Source organism: Streptomyces sp. NPDC048441, assembly GCF_043200235.1.
GTDB lineage: Bacteria > Actinomycetota > Actinomycetes > Streptomycetales > Streptomycetaceae > Streptomyces.
Map to the genome: position 1 here is coordinate 21,037 of NZ_JBICXM010000013.1, position 17,265 is coordinate 38,301.

The following is a 17,265-nucleotide window of genomic DNA, read 5'->3' on the forward strand; positions in this document are numbered from 1 at the left end:
CGTTGTCGGGCGGTCAGTCGATCCGGGGGTGGCGCCCCATCTTGAGGGTGTAGTTGGTCCGTGTGGAGGGCTGTCCGTCGGGGTCCTTGTGGTGGTGTTCATGGGTGTCGCAGACGAGTACGTCCCACTGTTCGTCCGGCAGCTCCAGAGAGGCCAGGACCTTCTGGGGGCTCGGGAAGTCCACGCCAGGGTGCGGCTCGGTCTCCCCGGCGGGGAAGCCCATGTGGCCGACGATCAGGAGCGTGCCGCCCGGCACGACGGCCGCCGCCGCGTTCCGCAGGATCTCCTCGCGCGGCATCTCGTGGAGGGAGTGCAGGAACTGGGCGGAGACCAGCTCGTAGTTTCCGGCCGGGAAGGACGTGCCGAGATCGTGGTGCTGCCAGTCGACTCGGTCGGCGACCTGCGCCTGTGCCGCGTGCTCGGCCGCACGGCCGAGGGCGACGCGGGAGATGTCGGTGGCGGTGACGCGCCAGCCCTGCCGGGCCAGCCAGATCGCGTCGCCGCCCTCGCCGCAGCCGAGGTCGAGGGCGGTGCCCGGCGCCAGTCCTTCGGTCTCGCGGACCAGCGCGGCATTGGGCTCGCCGCTCCACAGACGGCCGCTCTGGTTGTAGCGCTCGTCCCAGAAGGCTTCGGCTGAGGCTGAGGTGTTGTTCGTGTCGGTTGCCATACGACGACCCTGCGCGCAGCACCTCCGCTTGACAAAGATATTTGCCGCACCGGCAAATGGAGGGATGAGTGACGACGAAGAGCTCACCCATGTGCTGACCGCCGTCGGGCCCCGGCTGCGCGCGCTGCGGACGGCGCGCGGCGCCACCCTGGCCCGGCTCAGCGAGGAGACGGGGATCTCCCTGAGCACGCTGTCCCGGCTGGAGGCCGGACAGCGCGAGCCGACCCTGAAGCTGCTGCTGCCGCTGGCCAAGGCGTACGGCGTCCCCCTCGACGAGCTGGTCGGCGCGCCCCAGACGGGTGACCCGCGCATCCACCCGCGGCCCTTCACGCGCCACGGCAACACCTGGATCCCGCTGACCCGGCACCTCGGCGGGATGCACGCCTACAAGCAGGTCATCCCGGTCGCCAAGACCGGCGGCCCGCCGACGCGGCGCCCCGAGCAGGGTATGCACGAGGGGTACGAGTGGCTCTACATCCTCTCCGGCCGCCTGCTGCTCGCCCTGGGCGACCACGACCTCGTCCTCACCGCGGGCGAAGCCGCCGAGTTCGACACCCGGACACCGCATGGCTTCGCCAACGCGGGCGACCACCCCGTCGAATTCCTCGCCCTCTACGGAGCCCAGGGTGAGCGTATGCACGTACGCGTCAGATCAGGCAGCGGCGGCTGAGCGTCAGCAACTGAGCAGCACCGACCCGGAGGATCAGCAAGCCATGTCAGACGCAGTCGAAGCGCCCGTCATCCTGAGCAACGAACCCGGTTCCTTCCCGAGGAGCGTGCTGGCCGAACGGCATCCCGCGCTCATCAAGAAGGTCCGTGACGCCTTCCCCTACGGCCCTGAGCAGCATCGCGCCCTCGACGCCCTGCTGAAGCAGGCCACGGAGGGCGTGATCGAACCACCGGGCCCCGACGCGCATGACCGCCGGCTGTGGGAGGCCTGGGGGCGCGACCATGTCGGCCTGTCCTGGTTCGACGTCCCCTTCCTGTGGGCGGAGAGCTACTTCTACCGCCAACTCCTCACTGCTGTCGGGTACTTCGAAGCCGGTCCCTGGCAGGGGATCGATCCGTTCCGCCCGTTCAAGCAGGCGGAACTCCACACCGCGGAGGCCGACGAGGAGCTGACCGCGCTCGACCGGCTCGCCCTGGGACCCGTCGAGGAGCAGACCCAGGCACTGCTCCTCGGCTCACTGTGGGGCAACCGAGCGGACCTGGGTTTCCGTATCGCCGCGAGTGGCGGCGGCACGGACGGGGCTGCCGTCTCCGGCCTCGTCGCCGACGACTCCGCACTGCTGTGGTCCCTGCTGCCCGAGCAGGGCGCCGCCACCCTGTGCCTGGTCGCGGACAACGCCGGGCGAGAGCTCCTGCCCGACCTCATCCTCATCGACCACCTCATGCGGCATCAGCGCGTCGAGCGGGCCGTCCTGCACGTCAAGCCGTACCCGTACTACGTCTCGGACGCCATGACCGCCGACGTGATCGACTGCCTGCGCCGTCTGAGCGGTGCACGGGGCGTCGCGGCCGAGGTGGGCGAGCGCCTGTGGTCGGCCATGGGCACCGGCAGGATCACCGTCCGCAGCCACACCTTCTCCTGCGCCCCGCTGCCGTACGCCGACATGCCCGACGACCTGCGCCAGGACTTCGCCGACGCCACCGTGACCGTCATGAAGGGCGACCTGAACTACCGGCGCCTGGTCGGCGACCGACTCTGGCCCGCCAGCACGCCGTTCGAGGAGCGCACCGCCTACTTCCCAGGACCGGTGGCCGCCCTGCGGACGCTGAAGTCCGACGTGATCGTCGGACTCGACGAGCGGACCGAGGCGGCGCTCGTCGCCGAACACGGTCAGGAGTGGCGCACGAGCGGCACCCACGCCTTGATCCAGGCGCGGCGGTGACATCGAGGCTCTAGGTGATCATCAGGCTTTGCCTTTCACCCTCTTGGTCGTTATCGTTTCGAACGGTCCTGTTGTCTCCGATAGAGGTGGACGTTGCGCATCTGAGGTTCGCGATCATCGCGCCGTACGGCCTTCGCCGTACGCCCGTCACGCCGCAGCCGGCCTTGCCGTGCCGCCCGTGAACCGCGTGGATGCGACCTCGGTGCATGAGCCGTCCCTCGATCTTCAGGACCTCCGCACCCCTCTCCGGGTTCTCCCGACTCTCCCGGTTCGGTCGCCGCGTGGTGCTCGCATACGAAGCCCCTGCCCACCACGCTTGCGAATGCGAGAACCATCATGGCTACACCTACCGCGCCCGCGGCCGTCACCTGCTCCGCCCTGTCCTTCGCGTGGCCGGACGGCACGAGCGTCTTCGACGGCCTCTCCCTCACCATCGGCCGGGGCCGCACCGGCCTCGTCGGCACCAACGGCACGGGCAAGTCCACCCTGTTGCGCCTTCTGGCCGGTCAACTGCACCCGTCCCAGGGGTCGGTGACGGTCGGTGGCAGCCTCGCCCATCTCCCACAGAACATCACCCTGGACACGACTCTGCGCGTCGACCAGGCCCTGGGCATCGCCGAACGGCGTGCCGCGCTGCGCGCCATCGAATCCGGTGACGTACGCGAGGAGCACTTCGAGACGATCGGCGACGACTGGGACGTCGACGAGCGCGCCCTGGCGACACTGGGTTCACTCGGACTCGGCGACGTCGAACTCGATCGCACAGTCGGCCAGTTGTCCGGCGGGGAGACCGTCCTGCTGCGCCTTGCCGCGCTGCTCCTCGAACGCCCGGATGTTCTTCTCCTGGACGAGCCGACCAACAACCTCGACCTGTTCGCGCGCCGCAGACTCTACGAAGCCGTCGACTCCTGGCGCTCCGGTGTCCTGGTCGTGGTCAGCCACGACCTCGAACTCCTCGAACGCGTGGACCGCATCGCCGAACTGCGCTCCGGATCGGTGAGTTGGTACGGCGGCGGATGGTCCGCCTACGAGGAAGCGCTGGCCACCGAGCAGGAAGCCGCGGGGCGGATGCTGCGGGCCGCCGATGCGGACGTACGCAGGCAGAAACGCGAACTGGAGGAAGCCCAGATCAAGGTGGCCCGCCGCCAGCGGCAGAGCAAGAAGCTCGACGCCCAGCGGCGTGCGCCGCGCATTGTCGCGGGGGAGAAGAAGCGGTCCGCGCAGGAGTCGGGGGACAAGCTCAGGGGCCTCCAGGAGGACCGGCTCAGCGAGGCGCGCGAGCGGCGTGAGGAGGCTGCCGACGCGATCCGCAACGACGCCGAGATCCGTGTCAGCCTTCCGCACACCGCTGTGCCCGCGGGCCGCACCGTGCTGACCGTGCACGAGCTGCGCCCCCAGTACGGCAAGCTGCACGAGGGTAGCCTCCAGGTGCGGGGGCCCGAACGGATCGCCCTCGTCGGGCGCAACGGCGCAGGCAAGACGACACTGCTCCGCACCCTCGCCGGGGAACTGGCCCCGCTGTCGGGCGAGGCCAGGACGTCCGTGCCGCTGCGGTTCCTGCCGCAGCGCCTCGACGTCCTCGACGAGGAGCTGAGCGTCGCGGCGAACGTGGCACGCCTGGCTCCCGGGCTCACCGAGAACCACATCCGGTCCCAGCTCGCACGCTTCCTCTTCAAGGGCGCACGCGCGGAACAGCTTGCGGGCACTCTCTCGGGCGGTGAACGCTTCCGCGCCGCGCTCGCGGCGATGATGCTCGCCGCCCCGGCTCCTCAACTGCTGATGCTCGACGAGCCGACCAACAACCTGGACAGGGCCAGCGTGCGCCAACTGGCCGGTGCGCTGGAGTCGTACGAGGGCGCACTCCTGGTCGCCGGCCACGACCTGCCCTTCCTCGAGTCGATCGGCATCACCCGCTGGGTGCTCGTCGCGGAGGAGCTCCAGGAGACGACCGCGGAGGAGGTCCGCGGCCTTCTGGAGGCGCCGAGGGGGGACTGACCTTCAGCCGGTCAGTCGTGCAGTCGGTCAGTCGTGCAGGACCACCAGGACGACGGCGGCCGAGACGGCGCCGAGCGCCACGGCGCCGATGCCGTGCGAGATCCGGTGTGCGCGGGTGATGGGCAGGAGGCGGTCGGCAGCGAACCTGCCGGGTCCGGCGAGCGCCAGGCTCACGGCGCAGGCGAGCAGGACAAGGTCGTACTCGATGCCTGCCGGGTTGAAGAAGCCGTTGCCCCATTTCATGGCGATGGAATTGAGCATCACGCCGAGGATGCCCGCCCCGGCGAGCGGCGTGAGGAGCCCGATGGTGAGACCGAGGCCGCAGAGCGTCTCGGTGAGACCGGCGACCGTGGCCATGGCCTTCGGCGCCGAGTAACCGTCGCTCGCGAAGAACCCGGCGGTGCCGTCGAGGCCGGTGCCGTTGAACCAGCCGAAGAGCTTCTGGCTTCCGTGGACGGCCATCGTCAGGCCGACCGCGCAGCGCAGCAGCAGGAGCCCGATGTCGGTGCCGGACTGCGAGGAGGCGAACGGGGAGCCGGTACGGGGGCCGCCCGGACGGGCGGTGCGGGTACTGGTGGAGGGGGAGATGGACATGCGGTTGGACACGCGGTTGGACACGCGGTTGGACATACGGATCTCTCCTGTTGATCGATGTGACCGAGGAAGGTGATGCGATGCGGGTGGAGAGATCCCGTCTACGTTCTGATGACCTGGGTTCTGTAGAGGTCGACGGACGTCGAGTCCGGGGGCGATGCACCGGGCGACGCGGGGACGTCGTCCCGCGGGACGTACGGCGTGGACGCGGGGTCGAAAGTGGGCGAGCTGGTCCGCTCGGGAGCGGGCAGTGCGACGCCAGGGACCCTGTTCTCGCCCTCGTGACAGCCCCGGCCGCCGTCACGGGCTCCGTCACGGCTCTCGACGTACGGGCCGAAGACGGCGGAGGCCGCCGCCGCACCGCGGTCGTGGGCGACCGTCGCGGCCGCCGGGCCCGGCGGCCCTTCGATGCCGAGCAGCGGGACCAGGAAGAGGAAGGCCAAGGCGAACAGGGCGGTGCTCACCGCACCGCCCGTGCGTCGCCGCTGCCGTGTACCCATGTCCGGCTGATGGTAGAGGAGGAGTGAGTATGGGCACAGGAGGAGAACGCGGCGGATGACGTCCGCCGCGAAACGCTGCCGCTGCTCTGCCTCGGCGCTGCCCCTGCTCTGCCTAGCTCTTCAGCCGCTCCCGCAGCTCCTCGACATCGGCGAGGAACCACGTCTGGGTCCCGCGGTTGCACTCGCGTACGAAGTCGCGCAGCGACGAACTGGCTTCCGTGTGCCGGGAGATGTCGCCGAGGACGACCAGTCCCATGCGGTAGTTGACGAACTTCTGAATGATGTCGCCCGCGACGCGGGTGCTCAGCCGGAAGAACGCGGCATCGAGCCGTGCGGCGGGGATGACGACCCACCGAGCACCCTGATAGCCGCCGTTACCGATCAGATCCAGGGCGTCCTGCTCACTGCCGATGGCCTCACCCTCGGGGAGGCACATCAGGACGGGGACATCTTGGATCTCTTGCAGGGTACTCATGGAGGTCGAGGCTACTTCGGGGTACGGACGGGGGCGACGTATTTCTCCGATGGAGCCGGACCGGGCGGTGGCCCTCGATGGCGCGCCCGTTCCGCCGCCCGACACGGGTGTCTGGTGTGGCGTACCCGGTTCTGGGCAGGCGACGGTCGCACGCCTGGTGGGCGACCTGCCCGGCCATGGCCGGGGTGGAACTTTGTATCCTCGGCAGGCAGTGCCGAAACTCCCGGCGCAGGCCCGCCCAGGCCCGCGCGGACAACGTAAGGACGCACACCATGACCACCGAGCTGAGCCCCGACGCCCTCACCGGGCTCCTTGAGCGGGCCCGCAAGGACTACCAGGACCTCGCGGGGCGTGGACTCTCGCTCGACCTCACGCGCGGCAAGCCGGCGCCGGAGCAGCTCGACCTCTCCGAGGACCTGCTGAGCCTGCCGGGCGGGCGGCACACCTCCGCCGACGGCACGGACGTACGCAATTACGGCGGTCTCCAGGGCCTCCCGGAACTCCGCGAGATCTTCGCCGAGGTGCTCCAGGTCCCGGCCGGGCAGCTGCTCGCGCTCGGCAATTCCAGCCTCGAGCTCATGCACGACTGCATCGTGCACGCCCTGCTGAGCGTGGTGCCGGGCGCCGAGTCGCGCTGGGTGGACCAGGAGCGGATCGCGTTCCTGTGCCCGGTTCCGGGTTACGACCGGCACTTCTCGCTCTGTGCGCGGTTCGGGATCGACATGATCCCGGTGCCGATGACCGCCGAAGGTCCTGACATGGACGTCGTGGAGCGGCTCGTCGCCGAGAACCCGAAGGTCAAGGGCATCTGGTGCGTCCCGAAGTACAGCAACCCCGACGGCGTCTCCTACAGCGATGAGACGGTCGCCCGCCTCGCCTCGATGCAGACCGCGGCGCCCGATTTCCGGATCTTCTGGGACAACGCGTACGCCGCCCACCACCTCACCGACCAGCCCGCCGAGATCGCCGATCTGCTGGCCGCTTGCGCGGAGGCCGGGCACGAGGACCGCGCCTTCGTCTTCGGCTCCACGTCGAAGATCACCGCGGCCGGCGCGGGCGTCGCCTTCTTCGGCTCCTCGCCCGCGAACATCAAGTGGCTCCTGGCCAACAACTCCAAGCGGTCGATCGGCCCCGACAAGATCAACCAGCTGCGGCACGTGATGTTCCTGCGGGACGCCGACGGCGTGCGGTCCCACATGGAGCGCCAGCGCGCCCTGCTCCAGCCGAAGTTCGAGGCGGTGGCCCGGATCCTGGCGGCCGGGCTCGGCGACACCGGGCTCGCCCGGTGGACCGACCCCGAGGGCGGCTACTTCGTCAGTCTCGAAGTGGCCGACGGCTGCGCCAAGGAGGTCGTACGCCGTGCCGCCGACGCGGGCATCGTGCTGACCCCGGCCGGCGCCACCCACCCGTACGGCGATGACCCGCGCGACGCCACCATCCGGATCGCCCCCAGTTACCCGAGCCTCGCGGAGCTCGAGCAGGCCATCGAGGGGCTCACCGTGTGCGTACGGCTCGTGGGGTACGAGCAGCAGGCGGCCAGCGCCGGCTAGGCACCGCCCGATCGGCGTGCTGCCTCCCTGAGAGGGGGCAGCACGCAGTCTCCGTTCATTCCTCCGGTTCGGCCGCCACGATGCCGAGGAGCCCCGGGAACCGCTGCTCGACGTCGGCCTGGCGCAGGCCGGCCATGCGACTGTTGCCCCGCGAGACCTGCTGGACCAACCCGGCTTCGCCCAGGGCGCGGAAGCGATGGGTGACGGTCGCCTTGGAGACCGGCAGCTCGAAGGAGCCGCACGTTCGTGCCGTGCCGTCGGGTGCGGACGCCAACTCGCGCACCACGCGGCGGCGCAACGGGTCCGCCAGTGCGGCGAGCACCGGACCGAGCGAGCCGTTCACACTCGTCGGCATGGCCCGCCCCGAGCCCGGCGTCTTCGTCTTCTACGAGGCCTGGCGTTTCTTCGCCATGCACAGCCTCTACTGGTCCGCCGTAGCTGCCTGACCGCGGTCGACCGGCCGTCCTGAGAAAGTCAGTTCCCCCCTCTTGACCGGCGCCCCCGTGCCCCGCACAGTACTCGTTAATGCGTATTAGCTAATACGCATTAACGACGGAGGGGCAGCGGTGGACGAACCCAGGAAGCGGGCCGCACGAGGCCGGGCGCCCGCCTCAGCAGGGCGTACCGGGCGCCCGCGCCAGGCCGAGGTCGCCCGGCTCGCGGGAGTTTCGCAGGCGACGGTCTCGCTGGTGCTCGCCGGTAAGAAGCAGGGCGTCGCCATCTCGGACGAGACCCGGCAGAAAGTGCTCGACGCGGCCGGGAGCCTGGGCTACGTACCTGACCCGGCCGCCCGGCGTCTCGCGGCGGCGCGCAACGGCCTGCTCGGGGTATTCAGCTTCACGGCCACCTTCCCCACGGACGTGCAGCACTCGTACTACCCGTTCCTGGTGGGCGTGGAGCAGGAAGCCGCCGCGCAGGGATACGACTTGGTGCTCTTCACCGGGTCGAGTGCCGGCGGTGCGGGGGCCGGTGGGCCGCACGCGCTCAACAGGGCGCGGCTCGCCGACGGTTGTCTACTCCTGGGCCGCCACGCCCCGGTGGACGAACTGTGCAGGCTCGTGGACGACGGGTTCCCCGTGGTCCACCTGGGCCGCAGGGACGAACCGGAGGGTCTTGCCTGGGTCGGTGCCGACTACGTCAGCGCCAGCCGCGAAGTCGTCGACCGGCTCGCCGATCTCGGGCACCGTCGCATCATCCTCGTACGTGAAGACGATGACGCACCTGCTTCCACCGACCGTGAACAGGGCTTCCTGGAGGGCCTGGAGAGCGCGGGCCTGCCCGGCGGTCCTGATGCCGTGTTCCGCAGCGCCGATCCGGAGAGCGAGCTCAGCCAGGAACACCTGCGGCAGTGGGTGGCGGACGGCGTCACCGCGTTCGTGGCGGAAGAGACCGACAGTGGCGCGGCCTGGCGGGCGCTGAGCTCGGCTGCCCGCGATGGCGGTCTGCACTGCCCCGGCGACATCTCCCTCGCACTGCTCGGCAGTCCGCCACCCGATCTTGCCGACGTGCCGCAACCCACGGGATTCGACATCCCCCGCGCGCAGTTGGGAGCCACAGCCGTACGCCTGCTCGCCACACTCGTCGCCGGTGAGGACGCCCCCGACCCGCTGGTGGCCTGCACCTTCCGGCCCGGCGCCACCGCGGGGCCGCCGCCCAAGGCGCTTCCGGACATCGCGTGACGACCGTGGCAGCCGCGCCCCCAGCAGCACGACCACGTACAGCCCCGCAGAGCACAGAACAGCACAGCACAGAACAGCACAGCACAGCACAAGGAGAACCGTGATCCCTGAACCGGACATCCTCATCGTCGGCGGCGGACTGGGCGGCGTGGCCGCCGCGCTCGCCGCCTGCCGGGCAGGCCGGACCGTCGTCCTCACCGAGGAGACCGACTGGATCGGTGGTCAGCTGACCTCCCAGGCCGTCCCGCCGGACGAGCACCCCTGGGTGGAGCAGTTCGGCACGACCGCCTCGTACCGCAAACTGCGCGAGTCCATCAGGGACTACTACCGCCAGTGGTACCCCCTGCGCTCGGAGGCGCTGTCCCTGACCCACCTCAATCCGGGTGCAGGCCGGGTCAGCAAGCTCTGCCACGAACCCCGCGTCGCCCTTGCCGTGCTGGAAGGCATGCTCGCGCCCCATCTCGCGTCGGGGCGGTTGACTCTCCTCACCGAACACGGGGCCGTCGCCGCCGAGTCGGACAACGATGTCATCACCTCCGTGACCCTGGAGAACCTGCGCGACGGCGACCGCACCATGCTCCACGCCCGCTACGTCATCGACGCCACCGAGACCGGCGAACTCCTCGAACTCGGCGGTGTCGAGCACGCCATCGGTGCCGAGTCGCGCGCCGAGTTCGGAGAGCCGCACGCACCCGAGGAAGCGCAGCCCCTCAACCAGCAGGGCATCACCGTCTGCTTCGCCCTCTCCCACCACGAGGGCGAGAACCACGTCATCGAGCGCCCCGTCGACTACGGTTTCTGGCGCTCCTACCAGCCCGACTTCTGGCCGGGACCGCTCCTCGGCTTCCTCGCCCCCGACCCGCGTTCGCTCGAAGCCGTTCCCCGTACGTTCGTGCCGAACCCGGAGATCGACCCGCTCGCCGTCAACGCCGACCAGAGCGCCGACGCGGGAGACAAGGAACTGTGGGGCTTCCGCCGCATCCTCGCCCGCAAGCTGCACCGGCCAGGAACCTTCGACTCCGACATCACCCTGGTCAACTGGCCCCTCAATGACTACTGGTTGAAGCCCTTGATCGGGGGTGGCCGGGAGACCTCGGCGCAGGCGCTCGCGGAAGCGCGGCAGTTGTCGCTCTCGGTCCTCTACTGGCTCCAGACCGAGGCACCCCGCCAGGACGGCGGGGCCGGCTTCCCCGGTCTGCGGCTGCGCCCCGACATCACGGGCACGGCGGACGGCCTGGCCAAGGCCCCGTACGTCCGGGAGTCACGCCGGATCAAGGCCGTCACCACCGTCACCGAGCAGGACGTCGCGATCGACGTCGTCGGCCCCTACGGGCGGACCGCGTACCGCGACTCCGTCGGCGTCGGCAACTACCGGATCGACCTGCACCCCTCCACCGGCGGCGACAACTACATCGACATCGGCTCCGTGCCGTTCGAGATACCGCTCGGCGCCCTCGTGCCCCGCCGCGTCCGCAATCTCCTCCCGGCGGGCAAGAACATCGGCACCACCCACATCACCAATGGCTGCTACCGCCTGCACCCCGTGGAGTGGAACATCGGCGAGGTCGCCGGAGCCCTGGCCGCGCACTGCGTGTCCGAAGGCGTCGAACCCCACCAGGTCCAGGCCGAGGACAAGCGGTTCGACGAGTTTGCCCAGCTGCTCGACCGGGAGGGAGTGCAGCGCCACTGGCCCGACGTACGCGGCTACTGACTCGCGGAAGTGCCGGGCGGGACAGCTCCACCTGTCCCGCCCGGCCCGCCCGCGCACCGCCAACCCGCACAAGGAGGTGCCCAACCATGACCACCCACCGCATCCGCGTCGGCATCGACGTGGGCGGAACCTTCACCGACGCCGTGGCAGTCGACGCCACGACCCTGGAACTTCTGGGACAGGTGAAGGTCCCCACCAGCCACCATCATGAGGACGGCGTGGCCCACGGAATCGTGGAGGCACTAGGCCGTCTGCTGGCAGAGACCGGCCGTGCGCCCGAGGATGTCGCGTTTCTGGCGCACGGCACGACACAGGCTACCAACGCCCTGCTCGAGGGCGATGTCGCCACCGTGGGCCTGATCGGCATCGGCGCCGGTCCTGCCGCCGGGCTCACCCGCAAGCTCGCCGCGCTCGGCAAGCTCCAACTCGCCCCGGGCAAAAGCCTTCCGCTCGCCTACGCCCACGTGACGGACCCCGACGACGCGGCGGCGGTCCGGCGCGCCGCCGACGCGCTGGTCCAAGAAGGCGCCCAAGTCCTCGTGGCCACGGAGCCGTTCAGCGTGGACCGTCCCGAGGGCGAGCAGGCCGTCGTGGCGGCGGCACGTTCCGCCGGTCTTCCGCTGACCGCCGCGCACGAGATCACCTCTCTGTACGGGCTGCACAAGCGCACCCGTACGGCCGTGGTCAACGCGGCGATCCTGCCGCGCATGCTGGCCACCGCCGACCTCGTCGACAGCTCCATCACCAAGGCCGGGGTCGAATCCCCGCTGATGGTGATGCGCTGCGACGGCGGTGTGATGTCGCTCGACGAGATGCGGCGCAGACCGCTCCTCACGGTCCTTTCGGGACCAGCGGCGGGTGTCGCCGGGGCGCTCATGCAGGAACGCATCAGCGAGGGAGTCTTCCTGGAAACGGGCGGCACCTCCACCGACATCAGCGTCGTGCGGCGCGGCAAGGTGGCCGTCCAGCACGCCACGATCCTCGGGAAGAAGTCGTACCTCAACGCCTTGGACGTACGTACCGTCGGAGTCGGCGGCGGTTCCATGGCGCGGATCGGTGGCGGCAAGGTGACCGGGGTCGGGCCGCGCAGCGCCCACATAGCCGGGCTGCCCTACGCGTGCTTCGCGACACTGAAGGACCTGCGCGACGCCAAGCTCACGACCATCCGCCCGATGGCCGGCGACCCGGAGGACTACGCCGTGCTCGACGCGGCGGGCGGCCGCTTCGCCATCACCATGACGTGCGTGGCCAACGCGGCAGGACGCGTCCCGGAAGGCGACTTCGCCCGCAGTGACCAGGAGGTCGCAAGGGCGGCGATCGCCCCGCTCGCCGAGGCGCTCGGCGTGGATGTCGCCACCGCCGCGGACCGGCTCCTCGACGCGGGAACGGACCAGGTCAAGAAGGTCGTCGACACGATGATCCGCGACTACCGGCTCGACAAGGACACCGCCCTGCTCGTCGGCGGAGGCGGCGGAGCCGCGTCCGTCACCCCGCACCTGGCCGAGGTCAGCGGCCTCGAGGGACGCATCGCCCGGCACAGCGAGGTCATCAGCCCGATCGGAGTCGCGCTCGCGCTGGTCCGCGAGCAGATCGAGCGGACCATCCCCGGCGCCGGACAGGAACAGATCCTCGCCGTACGGGCGGAGGCCGAGGCAGCCGTCATCGCGCAGGGCGCCGCAGCGGACGGAGTCGAGGTCGAGGTCACCGTCGACCCGCAGACCAGCACCGTGCGCGCGGTGGCCACCGGCGCCACCGAACTGCGCACCCAGGACCGGGCCCACCGGGCGGACGAGACGGAGCGGCTGCGCACGGCGGCAGCCAGCCTCAAGACCGACCCGTCCCAGGTCACTGTCCTCGCCAGGACATCCGCCCACACCGTGTACGGGACTGACGTGCGCCGCACCCTGCGCGCCACCCGGCATCCCGTACGGATCGTCGACGCCGACGGGGTCATACGCCTCCACGTCCCCGACGCCCGCGTGGAGACCAGCCGGGTGGCCGACGCCCCCGAAGTGCTGGCGAAGCTGGTGCGGGAGACCACCTCGTACGGCGACGGCGGTGTCCGAGCACCGGCCGTACGGCTGCTGCTCGGCTCCCGGATCGCGGACCTGTCAGGTGTCCTCGACCCCGAGCCGCTGCTCGCGCTCGCCCGCAGCGAACTCGAATCGCGTACCGCCGACGAGTCGGTCGTCGCCGTGCTGGAGGTACGCATATGAGCACCTCCACTGCTTCGAGCGGCCCCACGGCCATGAGCACCCCCACGGCGCCCCCGCCCGAAGCCCTCGACGACCTGGACCACGCGGTCCAATTCCTTGCCGCGACGCCCACCCATGAGGGCCGCGACCCGGAGCTGCTTCGTCAATGGGCGCGCACGGCCGAGGAGTTCGGCGCTGCACTGAGCCCCGTGCCGTGCCGGGCCAGGATCGTCGAGCGCACCGACGGCCTTGAGCTCGGCCTGCTGGCCCGCTACACGTCACGGCCGACGCCCACGGTGGAGCTCTACACCGACACCCTCGCGGCGGCCGAAGCACTGATCGACGAGCGGGGCTGGCGGCACTGGTACCCGCCGGGCTCGGTCCGCGCGGCGGCTCTCGCCCACGAATCCGTGCACGAACACATCCACCACGGCCCGGCGAAGGCGGCACTGAAGCGGGCCCTCGGCCACGTCGTCCTGCGTGCCGGACGGCTCCGGCTGTACGGGCACGTGGCGGGCGCGGAGGAGATCGCCGCCCATGCCCATGCCAGGACCGTCTGCGGGCTCGGCCGCAGCCCTCTTCTTCTCACGGCCGCGCTCGCCGACGCCGTGACCCTGCCCCTGACCCACAGAGAGAAGTAGCGCCATGGGCGTTGTCATCCTGATCGTCATGGCGGTGGGTGTCGCAGCGATGCTCACCCGCAAACTCCCCACCGCCTTCGCCCTGGTCCTCCTCGGCGTCGTCATCGCACTCGTCGCCGGTGCGTCGCTGACCGGCAAGGAGAGCGTCTTCGACACCGTCCTCCAGGAGGGCGCCCCGATGCTCGCCTCGACGATGATCGCGGTGCTGCTCGGATCGTGGCTCGGCAAACTCCTCGACGAGACCGGCATCGCCGGGACCATCGTCCGCAAGATCGTGGAGTTCGGCGGCGACCGGCCCACGGTCGTGGCACTCGGCGTCCTCGCCGTGTCCGCACTGGTCGGCACGGTCACGGGATCGGCTCCCGCCGCCATGCTGGCGGGCATCATCGGCATCCCGGCGATGGTCGCCGTGGGCATTCCGAAGGTCACCGCGGCGGGCACCATCCTGATGGGCATCGCCGTCGGGGTCCCGTTCGAACTGCCCATCTGGCAGTTCTTCTCGACCGCACTGGACCTGCCGGTCCCCACGGTGCGCGGCTTCATGGTGAAGCTGTTCCCGCTGGCCCTTGTCGCGGCCGTCGCCTTCGTCCTCGTCGAGTCCCGCCGCCGCGGAGTCGAACACACCTGGGCACTGAAGACAGCCGTCGACAAGCGCCGCTCGCGCCGTGAACGCCTCGGCGACGCACCCTGGTACGCACTGCTCACCCCCGTCGTGCCGCTCGTCCTGGCCCTCGGCTTCGAACTGGCCATCATTCCCTCGCTGTTGGCCGGTGTGCTCTACGCCCTGGTCACCACGACCCGGCCGCGCGAGATGAACAAGCGGCTCCTTCGCACCCTGTACGGCGGCTTCGAGGTCGCCGCGCCTCCGATCGCACTGTTCATCGCCATCGGCATCCTGCTCGCCGCGGTGAAACTGCCGGGCGCCATCGAAGCGCTCGAACCGCTGGTCAAGGCGGTCAGCCCACAGAACCCGGTGCTGTTCGTCCTGGTCTTCACCCTGCTGGTGCCGCTGTGCCTCTACCGGGGCCCGCTCAACGTCTACGGCCTCGGCGCGGGCATCGCGGGCGTCCTCATCGCGGCCGGCATCTACCCCGCCGTCGCCGTGCTCGGCCTGGCCGCCTCCTACAACCAGGTCTTCGGCGTCGCCGACCCCACAAGCACCCAGACCGTGTGGAGCGCCCAGTACGCGGGCGTCGGCCCCCAGCAGGTCATGTTCCGCACCCTGCCCTACGTGTGGGCCGTTGCCCTCGGCGGATTCTGTGTCACCGCCGCCACGTACCTCTGACTGCCTCTGAGCATTCATTCTCTCTGACGTTCAACTCCCGGGACGGAGTCCAGAAATGAACGAGCCACAGCACAATTTCCCGCGCCGCGTCTTCCTGCGAGGGGCGGCCGCCACCGGCACGGCACTGGCGATCGGCGCGGGCACGTCCGGCACCGCCACTGCGGCGCCAGGCGGCTTCCCCGACTACACCTACGTGAGGACGGTGCTCAAGCCGTCGGACCTCGCGTACAACCCCACAGGCGAGATCATCTTCCCGTGCCTGCGCGGAACCGTCGGCCGGATCTCCGGCGCACTCGGCCGCTACTACCTCTACTACGCCCCGCACGACGCCCCCGGCGGTATCTGCCTGGCCTACGGCGACTCGATCGACGGGCCCTTCACCGAGTACGCGGCCAACCCGCTCGTCGCCAACAACTGGCAGCCGCACTACAAGGTCAGCCACGTCTCATCGCCCCACGTGCTGTGGAACGAGGACGCCAAGGAGATGTGGCTGTACTTCCACGGGGAGAACACCACGACCCGCCTCGCCCGTTCCAAGGACGGCATCCACTTCACGTACGACAAGGTGGTGCTCAACACCTCGATGCTGCCGACCGGCACGACCGAGACGTCGTACGCCCGGGTGTTCCGTCACGACCTGCCGTCGCGGGGCGCTCGCTACGTGATGCTCTTCATGCTGAACAACACCACCGACCACCGTGACATCGCCTGGGGTTGGTCGGCCGACGGGCGCAATTGGACCTTCGACCAGACCCCGTTGATCCGCCATGCCGAGGTAGGAGCGCAGAACGTGGGAGGACCCCACCTGCTGACGCGCGGGGGCAGCGCCTACGTCGTCTACAACACGGACAAGGGCAGTGGCGGCGACATGCTGATCACCGAGGTCGGCAAGGACTTCTCCCGCCGCGACCACCTCGGGATCTTCCACAACTCGATGGACGGTGCCCCGGACAACGGGCGTTGCGCGGCACCGAGTTTCGGAACGGAGAACGGCGTGCCCTACATGATGTACGAGGCGGGGGAGCGGCTTCAGGGGGCGATCGCGCTGGCCCGCGCCACATAGAGGTGGAAGCAGAAGCAGCGGCACGGTCAGGGGAGTCTGGCTACGTAGCGCTGCAGCGTGATCCCGCTGCGGAAGGCCTTTGATTCGGTGAGGCGAAGTCGCGGGATCTCGTAGCCCTCGGGGAGGCCGGCGGCCACGGCCCTGGACCACCGGGTAGACGAAGAAGCGGTACTCGTCCACGAGCCCCGCCTGTTCGGGGAGTGTGCGTCTCACCTGTAGTAACCGAGCGGGCCGTCGAGAATCATCGGTTCGGTGGCGAGGCCGACTGATAGGAGACTGATAGGAGGTGGGGTTGATGACCGGGGGAGCGTGAGCTCGCGGGGCAACACCCACACGGACCCAGATGAAACGGATCTTCATCCATCATGAGTGACAACACCTGGATCACGCGCGCCGAGACCAGCGCTGACATCCCCGCCGTCCGAGCCGTCGTCGTCGCCGCGTTCGACACCCCGTCGGAGGCCGACCTCGTCGACGCGCTGCGCGCCGACGCGTCATGGATCGACGGGCTGTCCGTCGTCACCACCGACCAGGACGGCAAGCTCGTCGGCCACGCACTGCTGACCCGCTGCCACATCGGCGACACCCCAGCACTGTGCCTCGCCCCCGTCGCCGTACTCCCCGACTATCAGAAGACCGGCGCCGGTTCCGCGGCCGTCCGTACCGCGCTCGACGCCGCCAAGGACATGGGCGAGCACTTCGTCACCGTCCTCGGACACCCGGCGTACTACCCGAGGTTCGGTTTCAGCCGTGCCTCGGCGTACGGCATCGGCATCAGCATCGACGTCCCGGACGAGGCCATGATGGCCCTCGCCCTGGACGCCGAGCACCCGATGCCCAGCGGCACGGTGCGCTACGCCGCGCCGTTCGGCATCTAGCCGAAGCCCGTCGTGGGGGGGGGGGGGGGGGGCCCCCCCCCCCCCCCCAAACCCCCGGGGGGGGGGGGCCCGGGCCCGGCCCCGGGGGCCCCGACCACCACCCCCCCCCCCCCCCCCCCCCGGACCGCCCCCCCCCCGCC

16 protein-coding genes are annotated in these 17,265 nt (G+C 70.2%); 11 read left to right on the plus strand and 5 right to left on the minus strand.

The window, feature by feature from the left end:
• Positions 1 to 13: 13 nt before the first annotated feature.
• Entirely contained in the window at positions 14 to 667 is a 654-nt protein-coding gene (locus tag ACGFSB_RS28280) for a class I SAM-dependent methyltransferase (protein WP_393404959.1), read from the minus strand.
• A gap of 64 nt (positions 668 to 731) precedes the next feature.
• Here ACGFSB_RS28280 and ACGFSB_RS28285 point away from each other — a divergent pair, with 64 nt between their 5' ends.
• The 3 genes from ACGFSB_RS28285 (at position 732) to ACGFSB_RS28295 (ending at position 4,554) form a co-directional block, all read left to right on the plus strand.
• Positions 732 to 1,337, plus strand: coding sequence for a helix-turn-helix domain-containing protein (locus tag ACGFSB_RS28285; protein ID WP_393404962.1), 606 nt, complete (start codon positions 732 to 734; stop codon positions 1,335 to 1,337).
• A gap of 43 nt (positions 1,338 to 1,380) precedes the next feature.
• Complete coding sequence (locus tag ACGFSB_RS28290; protein WP_393404965.1) at positions 1,381 to 2,559, plus strand: damage-control phosphatase ARMT1 family protein; 1,179 nt, start codon at positions 1,381 to 1,383, stop codon at positions 2,557 to 2,559.
• A 336-nt stretch (positions 2,560 to 2,895) separates the two neighbouring features.
• The gene (locus tag ACGFSB_RS28295; RefSeq protein WP_393404968.1) at positions 2,896 to 4,554 is read left to right on the plus strand and encodes an ABC-F family ATP-binding cassette domain-containing protein; all 1,659 of its coding nucleotides are present in this window, start codon (positions 2,896 to 2,898) and stop codon (positions 4,552 to 4,554) included.
• 27 nt (positions 4,555 to 4,581) lie between these two features.
• On the opposite strand, the gene ACGFSB_RS28300 is transcribed toward ACGFSB_RS28295, so the two are convergent.
• The 3 genes from ACGFSB_RS28300 to ACGFSB_RS28310 all read right to left on the minus strand — a co-directional run bounded on the left by ACGFSB_RS28300 (position 4,582) and on the right by ACGFSB_RS28310 (position 6,123).
• Positions 4,582 to 5,184, minus strand: coding sequence for a DoxX family protein (locus ACGFSB_RS28300; RefSeq protein WP_393404971.1), 603 nt, complete (start codon positions 5,182 to 5,184; stop codon positions 4,582 to 4,584).
• Between the two features lie 65 nt (positions 5,185 to 5,249).
• Positions 5,250 to 5,648, minus strand: coding sequence for a hypothetical protein (locus tag ACGFSB_RS28305; RefSeq protein WP_393404974.1), 399 nt, complete (start codon positions 5,646 to 5,648; stop codon positions 5,250 to 5,252).
• Positions 5,649 to 5,760: 112 nt separating this feature from the next.
• Entirely contained in the window at positions 5,761 to 6,123 is a 363-nt protein-coding gene (locus ACGFSB_RS28310; RefSeq protein WP_393404977.1) for a DUF4180 domain-containing protein, read from the minus strand.
• 272 nt (positions 6,124 to 6,395) lie between these two features.
• Here ACGFSB_RS28310 and ACGFSB_RS28315 point away from each other — a divergent pair, with 272 nt between their 5' ends.
• The gene (locus tag ACGFSB_RS28315) at positions 6,396 to 7,673 is read left to right on the plus strand and encodes an aminotransferase class I/II-fold pyridoxal phosphate-dependent enzyme (RefSeq protein ID WP_393404979.1); all 1,278 of its coding nucleotides are present in this window, start codon (positions 6,396 to 6,398) and stop codon (positions 7,671 to 7,673) included.
• Between the two features lie 55 nt (positions 7,674 to 7,728).
• Here ACGFSB_RS28315 and ACGFSB_RS28320 read toward each other — a convergent pair whose 3' ends face one another.
• Positions 7,729 to 8,028, minus strand: a complete 300-nt coding sequence (locus tag ACGFSB_RS28320) for an ArsR/SmtB family transcription factor (protein WP_393404982.1) — start codon at positions 8,026 to 8,028, stop codon at positions 7,729 to 7,731.
• A gap of 211 nt (positions 8,029 to 8,239) precedes the next feature.
• Here ACGFSB_RS28320 and ACGFSB_RS28325 point away from each other — a divergent pair, with 211 nt between their 5' ends.
• From ACGFSB_RS28325 to ACGFSB_RS28355, 7 genes are all read left to right on the plus strand, one after another.
• Positions 8,240 to 9,352, plus strand: coding sequence for a LacI family DNA-binding transcriptional regulator (locus ACGFSB_RS28325; protein ID WP_393404985.1), 1,113 nt, complete (start codon positions 8,240 to 8,242; stop codon positions 9,350 to 9,352).
• A 100-nt stretch (positions 9,353 to 9,452) separates the two neighbouring features.
• Positions 9,453 to 11,063 carry an FAD-dependent oxidoreductase gene (locus tag ACGFSB_RS28330; protein WP_393404988.1) on the plus strand — a complete coding sequence of 537 codons (1,611 nt, stop codon included), beginning with the start codon at positions 9,453 to 9,455 and terminating at the stop codon, positions 11,061 to 11,063.
• Positions 11,064 to 11,149: 86 nt separating this feature from the next.
• On the plus strand, positions 11,150 to 13,279 hold the full coding sequence (locus ACGFSB_RS28335) for a hydantoinase/oxoprolinase family protein (protein WP_393404991.1): 2,130 nt from the start codon (positions 11,150 to 11,152) through the stop codon (positions 13,277 to 13,279).
• A gap of 32 nt (positions 13,280 to 13,311) precedes the next feature.
• Complete coding sequence (locus ACGFSB_RS28340) at positions 13,312 to 13,899, plus strand: hypothetical protein (protein WP_393405424.1); 588 nt, start codon at positions 13,312 to 13,314, stop codon at positions 13,897 to 13,899.
• A 4-nt stretch (positions 13,900 to 13,903) separates the two neighbouring features.
• Positions 13,904 to 15,184, plus strand: coding sequence for a TRAP transporter large permease subunit (locus ACGFSB_RS28345; RefSeq protein WP_393404994.1), 1,281 nt, complete (start codon positions 13,904 to 13,906; stop codon positions 15,182 to 15,184).
• Between the two features lie 55 nt (positions 15,185 to 15,239).
• Entirely contained in the window at positions 15,240 to 16,247 is a 1,008-nt protein-coding gene (locus tag ACGFSB_RS28350; protein WP_393404997.1) for a hypothetical protein, read from the plus strand.
• 365 nt (positions 16,248 to 16,612) lie between these two features.
• A complete protein-coding gene (locus tag ACGFSB_RS28355) occupies positions 16,613 to 17,125 on the plus strand; it encodes a GNAT family N-acetyltransferase (RefSeq protein ID WP_393405000.1) in 513 nt (170 codons plus the stop codon).
• Positions 17,126 to 17,265 lie beyond the last annotated feature (140 nt).

Excerpts from the sequence above, each read along its gene's own strand:
- ACGFSB_RS28280 (WP_393404959.1), bottom strand. The coding sequence starts at position 667 with ATGGCAACCGACACGAACAACACCTCAGCCTCAGCCGAAGCCTTCTGG.
- ACGFSB_RS28285 (WP_393404962.1), top strand. The coding sequence starts at position 732 with ATGAGTGACGACGAAGAGCTCACCCATGTGCTGACCGCCGTCGGGCCC.
- ACGFSB_RS28290 (WP_393404965.1), top strand. The coding sequence starts at position 1,381 with ATGTCAGACGCAGTCGAAGCGCCCGTCATCCTGAGCAACGAACCCGGT.
- ACGFSB_RS28295 (WP_393404968.1), top strand. The coding sequence starts at position 2,896 with ATGGCTACACCTACCGCGCCCGCGGCCGTCACCTGCTCCGCCCTGTCC.
- ACGFSB_RS28300 (WP_393404971.1), bottom strand. The coding sequence starts at position 5,184 with ATGTCCAACCGCGTGTCCAACCGCGTGTCCAACCGCATGTCCATCTCC.
- ACGFSB_RS28305 (WP_393404974.1), bottom strand. The coding sequence starts at position 5,648 with ATGGGTACACGGCAGCGGCGACGCACGGGCGGTGCGGTGAGCACCGCC.
- ACGFSB_RS28310 (WP_393404977.1), bottom strand. The coding sequence starts at position 6,123 with ATGAGTACCCTGCAAGAGATCCAAGATGTCCCCGTCCTGATGTGCCTC.
- ACGFSB_RS28315 (WP_393404979.1), top strand. The coding sequence starts at position 6,396 with ATGACCACCGAGCTGAGCCCCGACGCCCTCACCGGGCTCCTTGAGCGG.
- ACGFSB_RS28320 (WP_393404982.1), bottom strand. The coding sequence starts at position 8,028 with ATGCCGACGAGTGTGAACGGCTCGCTCGGTCCGGTGCTCGCCGCACTG.
- ACGFSB_RS28335 (WP_393404991.1), top strand. The coding sequence starts at position 11,150 with ATGACCACCCACCGCATCCGCGTCGGCATCGACGTGGGCGGAACCTTC.
- ACGFSB_RS28340 (WP_393405424.1), top strand. The coding sequence starts at position 13,312 with ATGAGCACCCCCACGGCGCCCCCGCCCGAAGCCCTCGACGACCTGGAC.
- ACGFSB_RS28345 (WP_393404994.1), top strand. The coding sequence starts at position 13,904 with ATGGGCGTTGTCATCCTGATCGTCATGGCGGTGGGTGTCGCAGCGATG.
- ACGFSB_RS28350 (WP_393404997.1), top strand. The coding sequence starts at position 15,240 with ATGAACGAGCCACAGCACAATTTCCCGCGCCGCGTCTTCCTGCGAGGG.
- ACGFSB_RS28355 (WP_393405000.1), top strand. The coding sequence starts at position 16,613 with ATGAGTGACAACACCTGGATCACGCGCGCCGAGACCAGCGCTGACATC.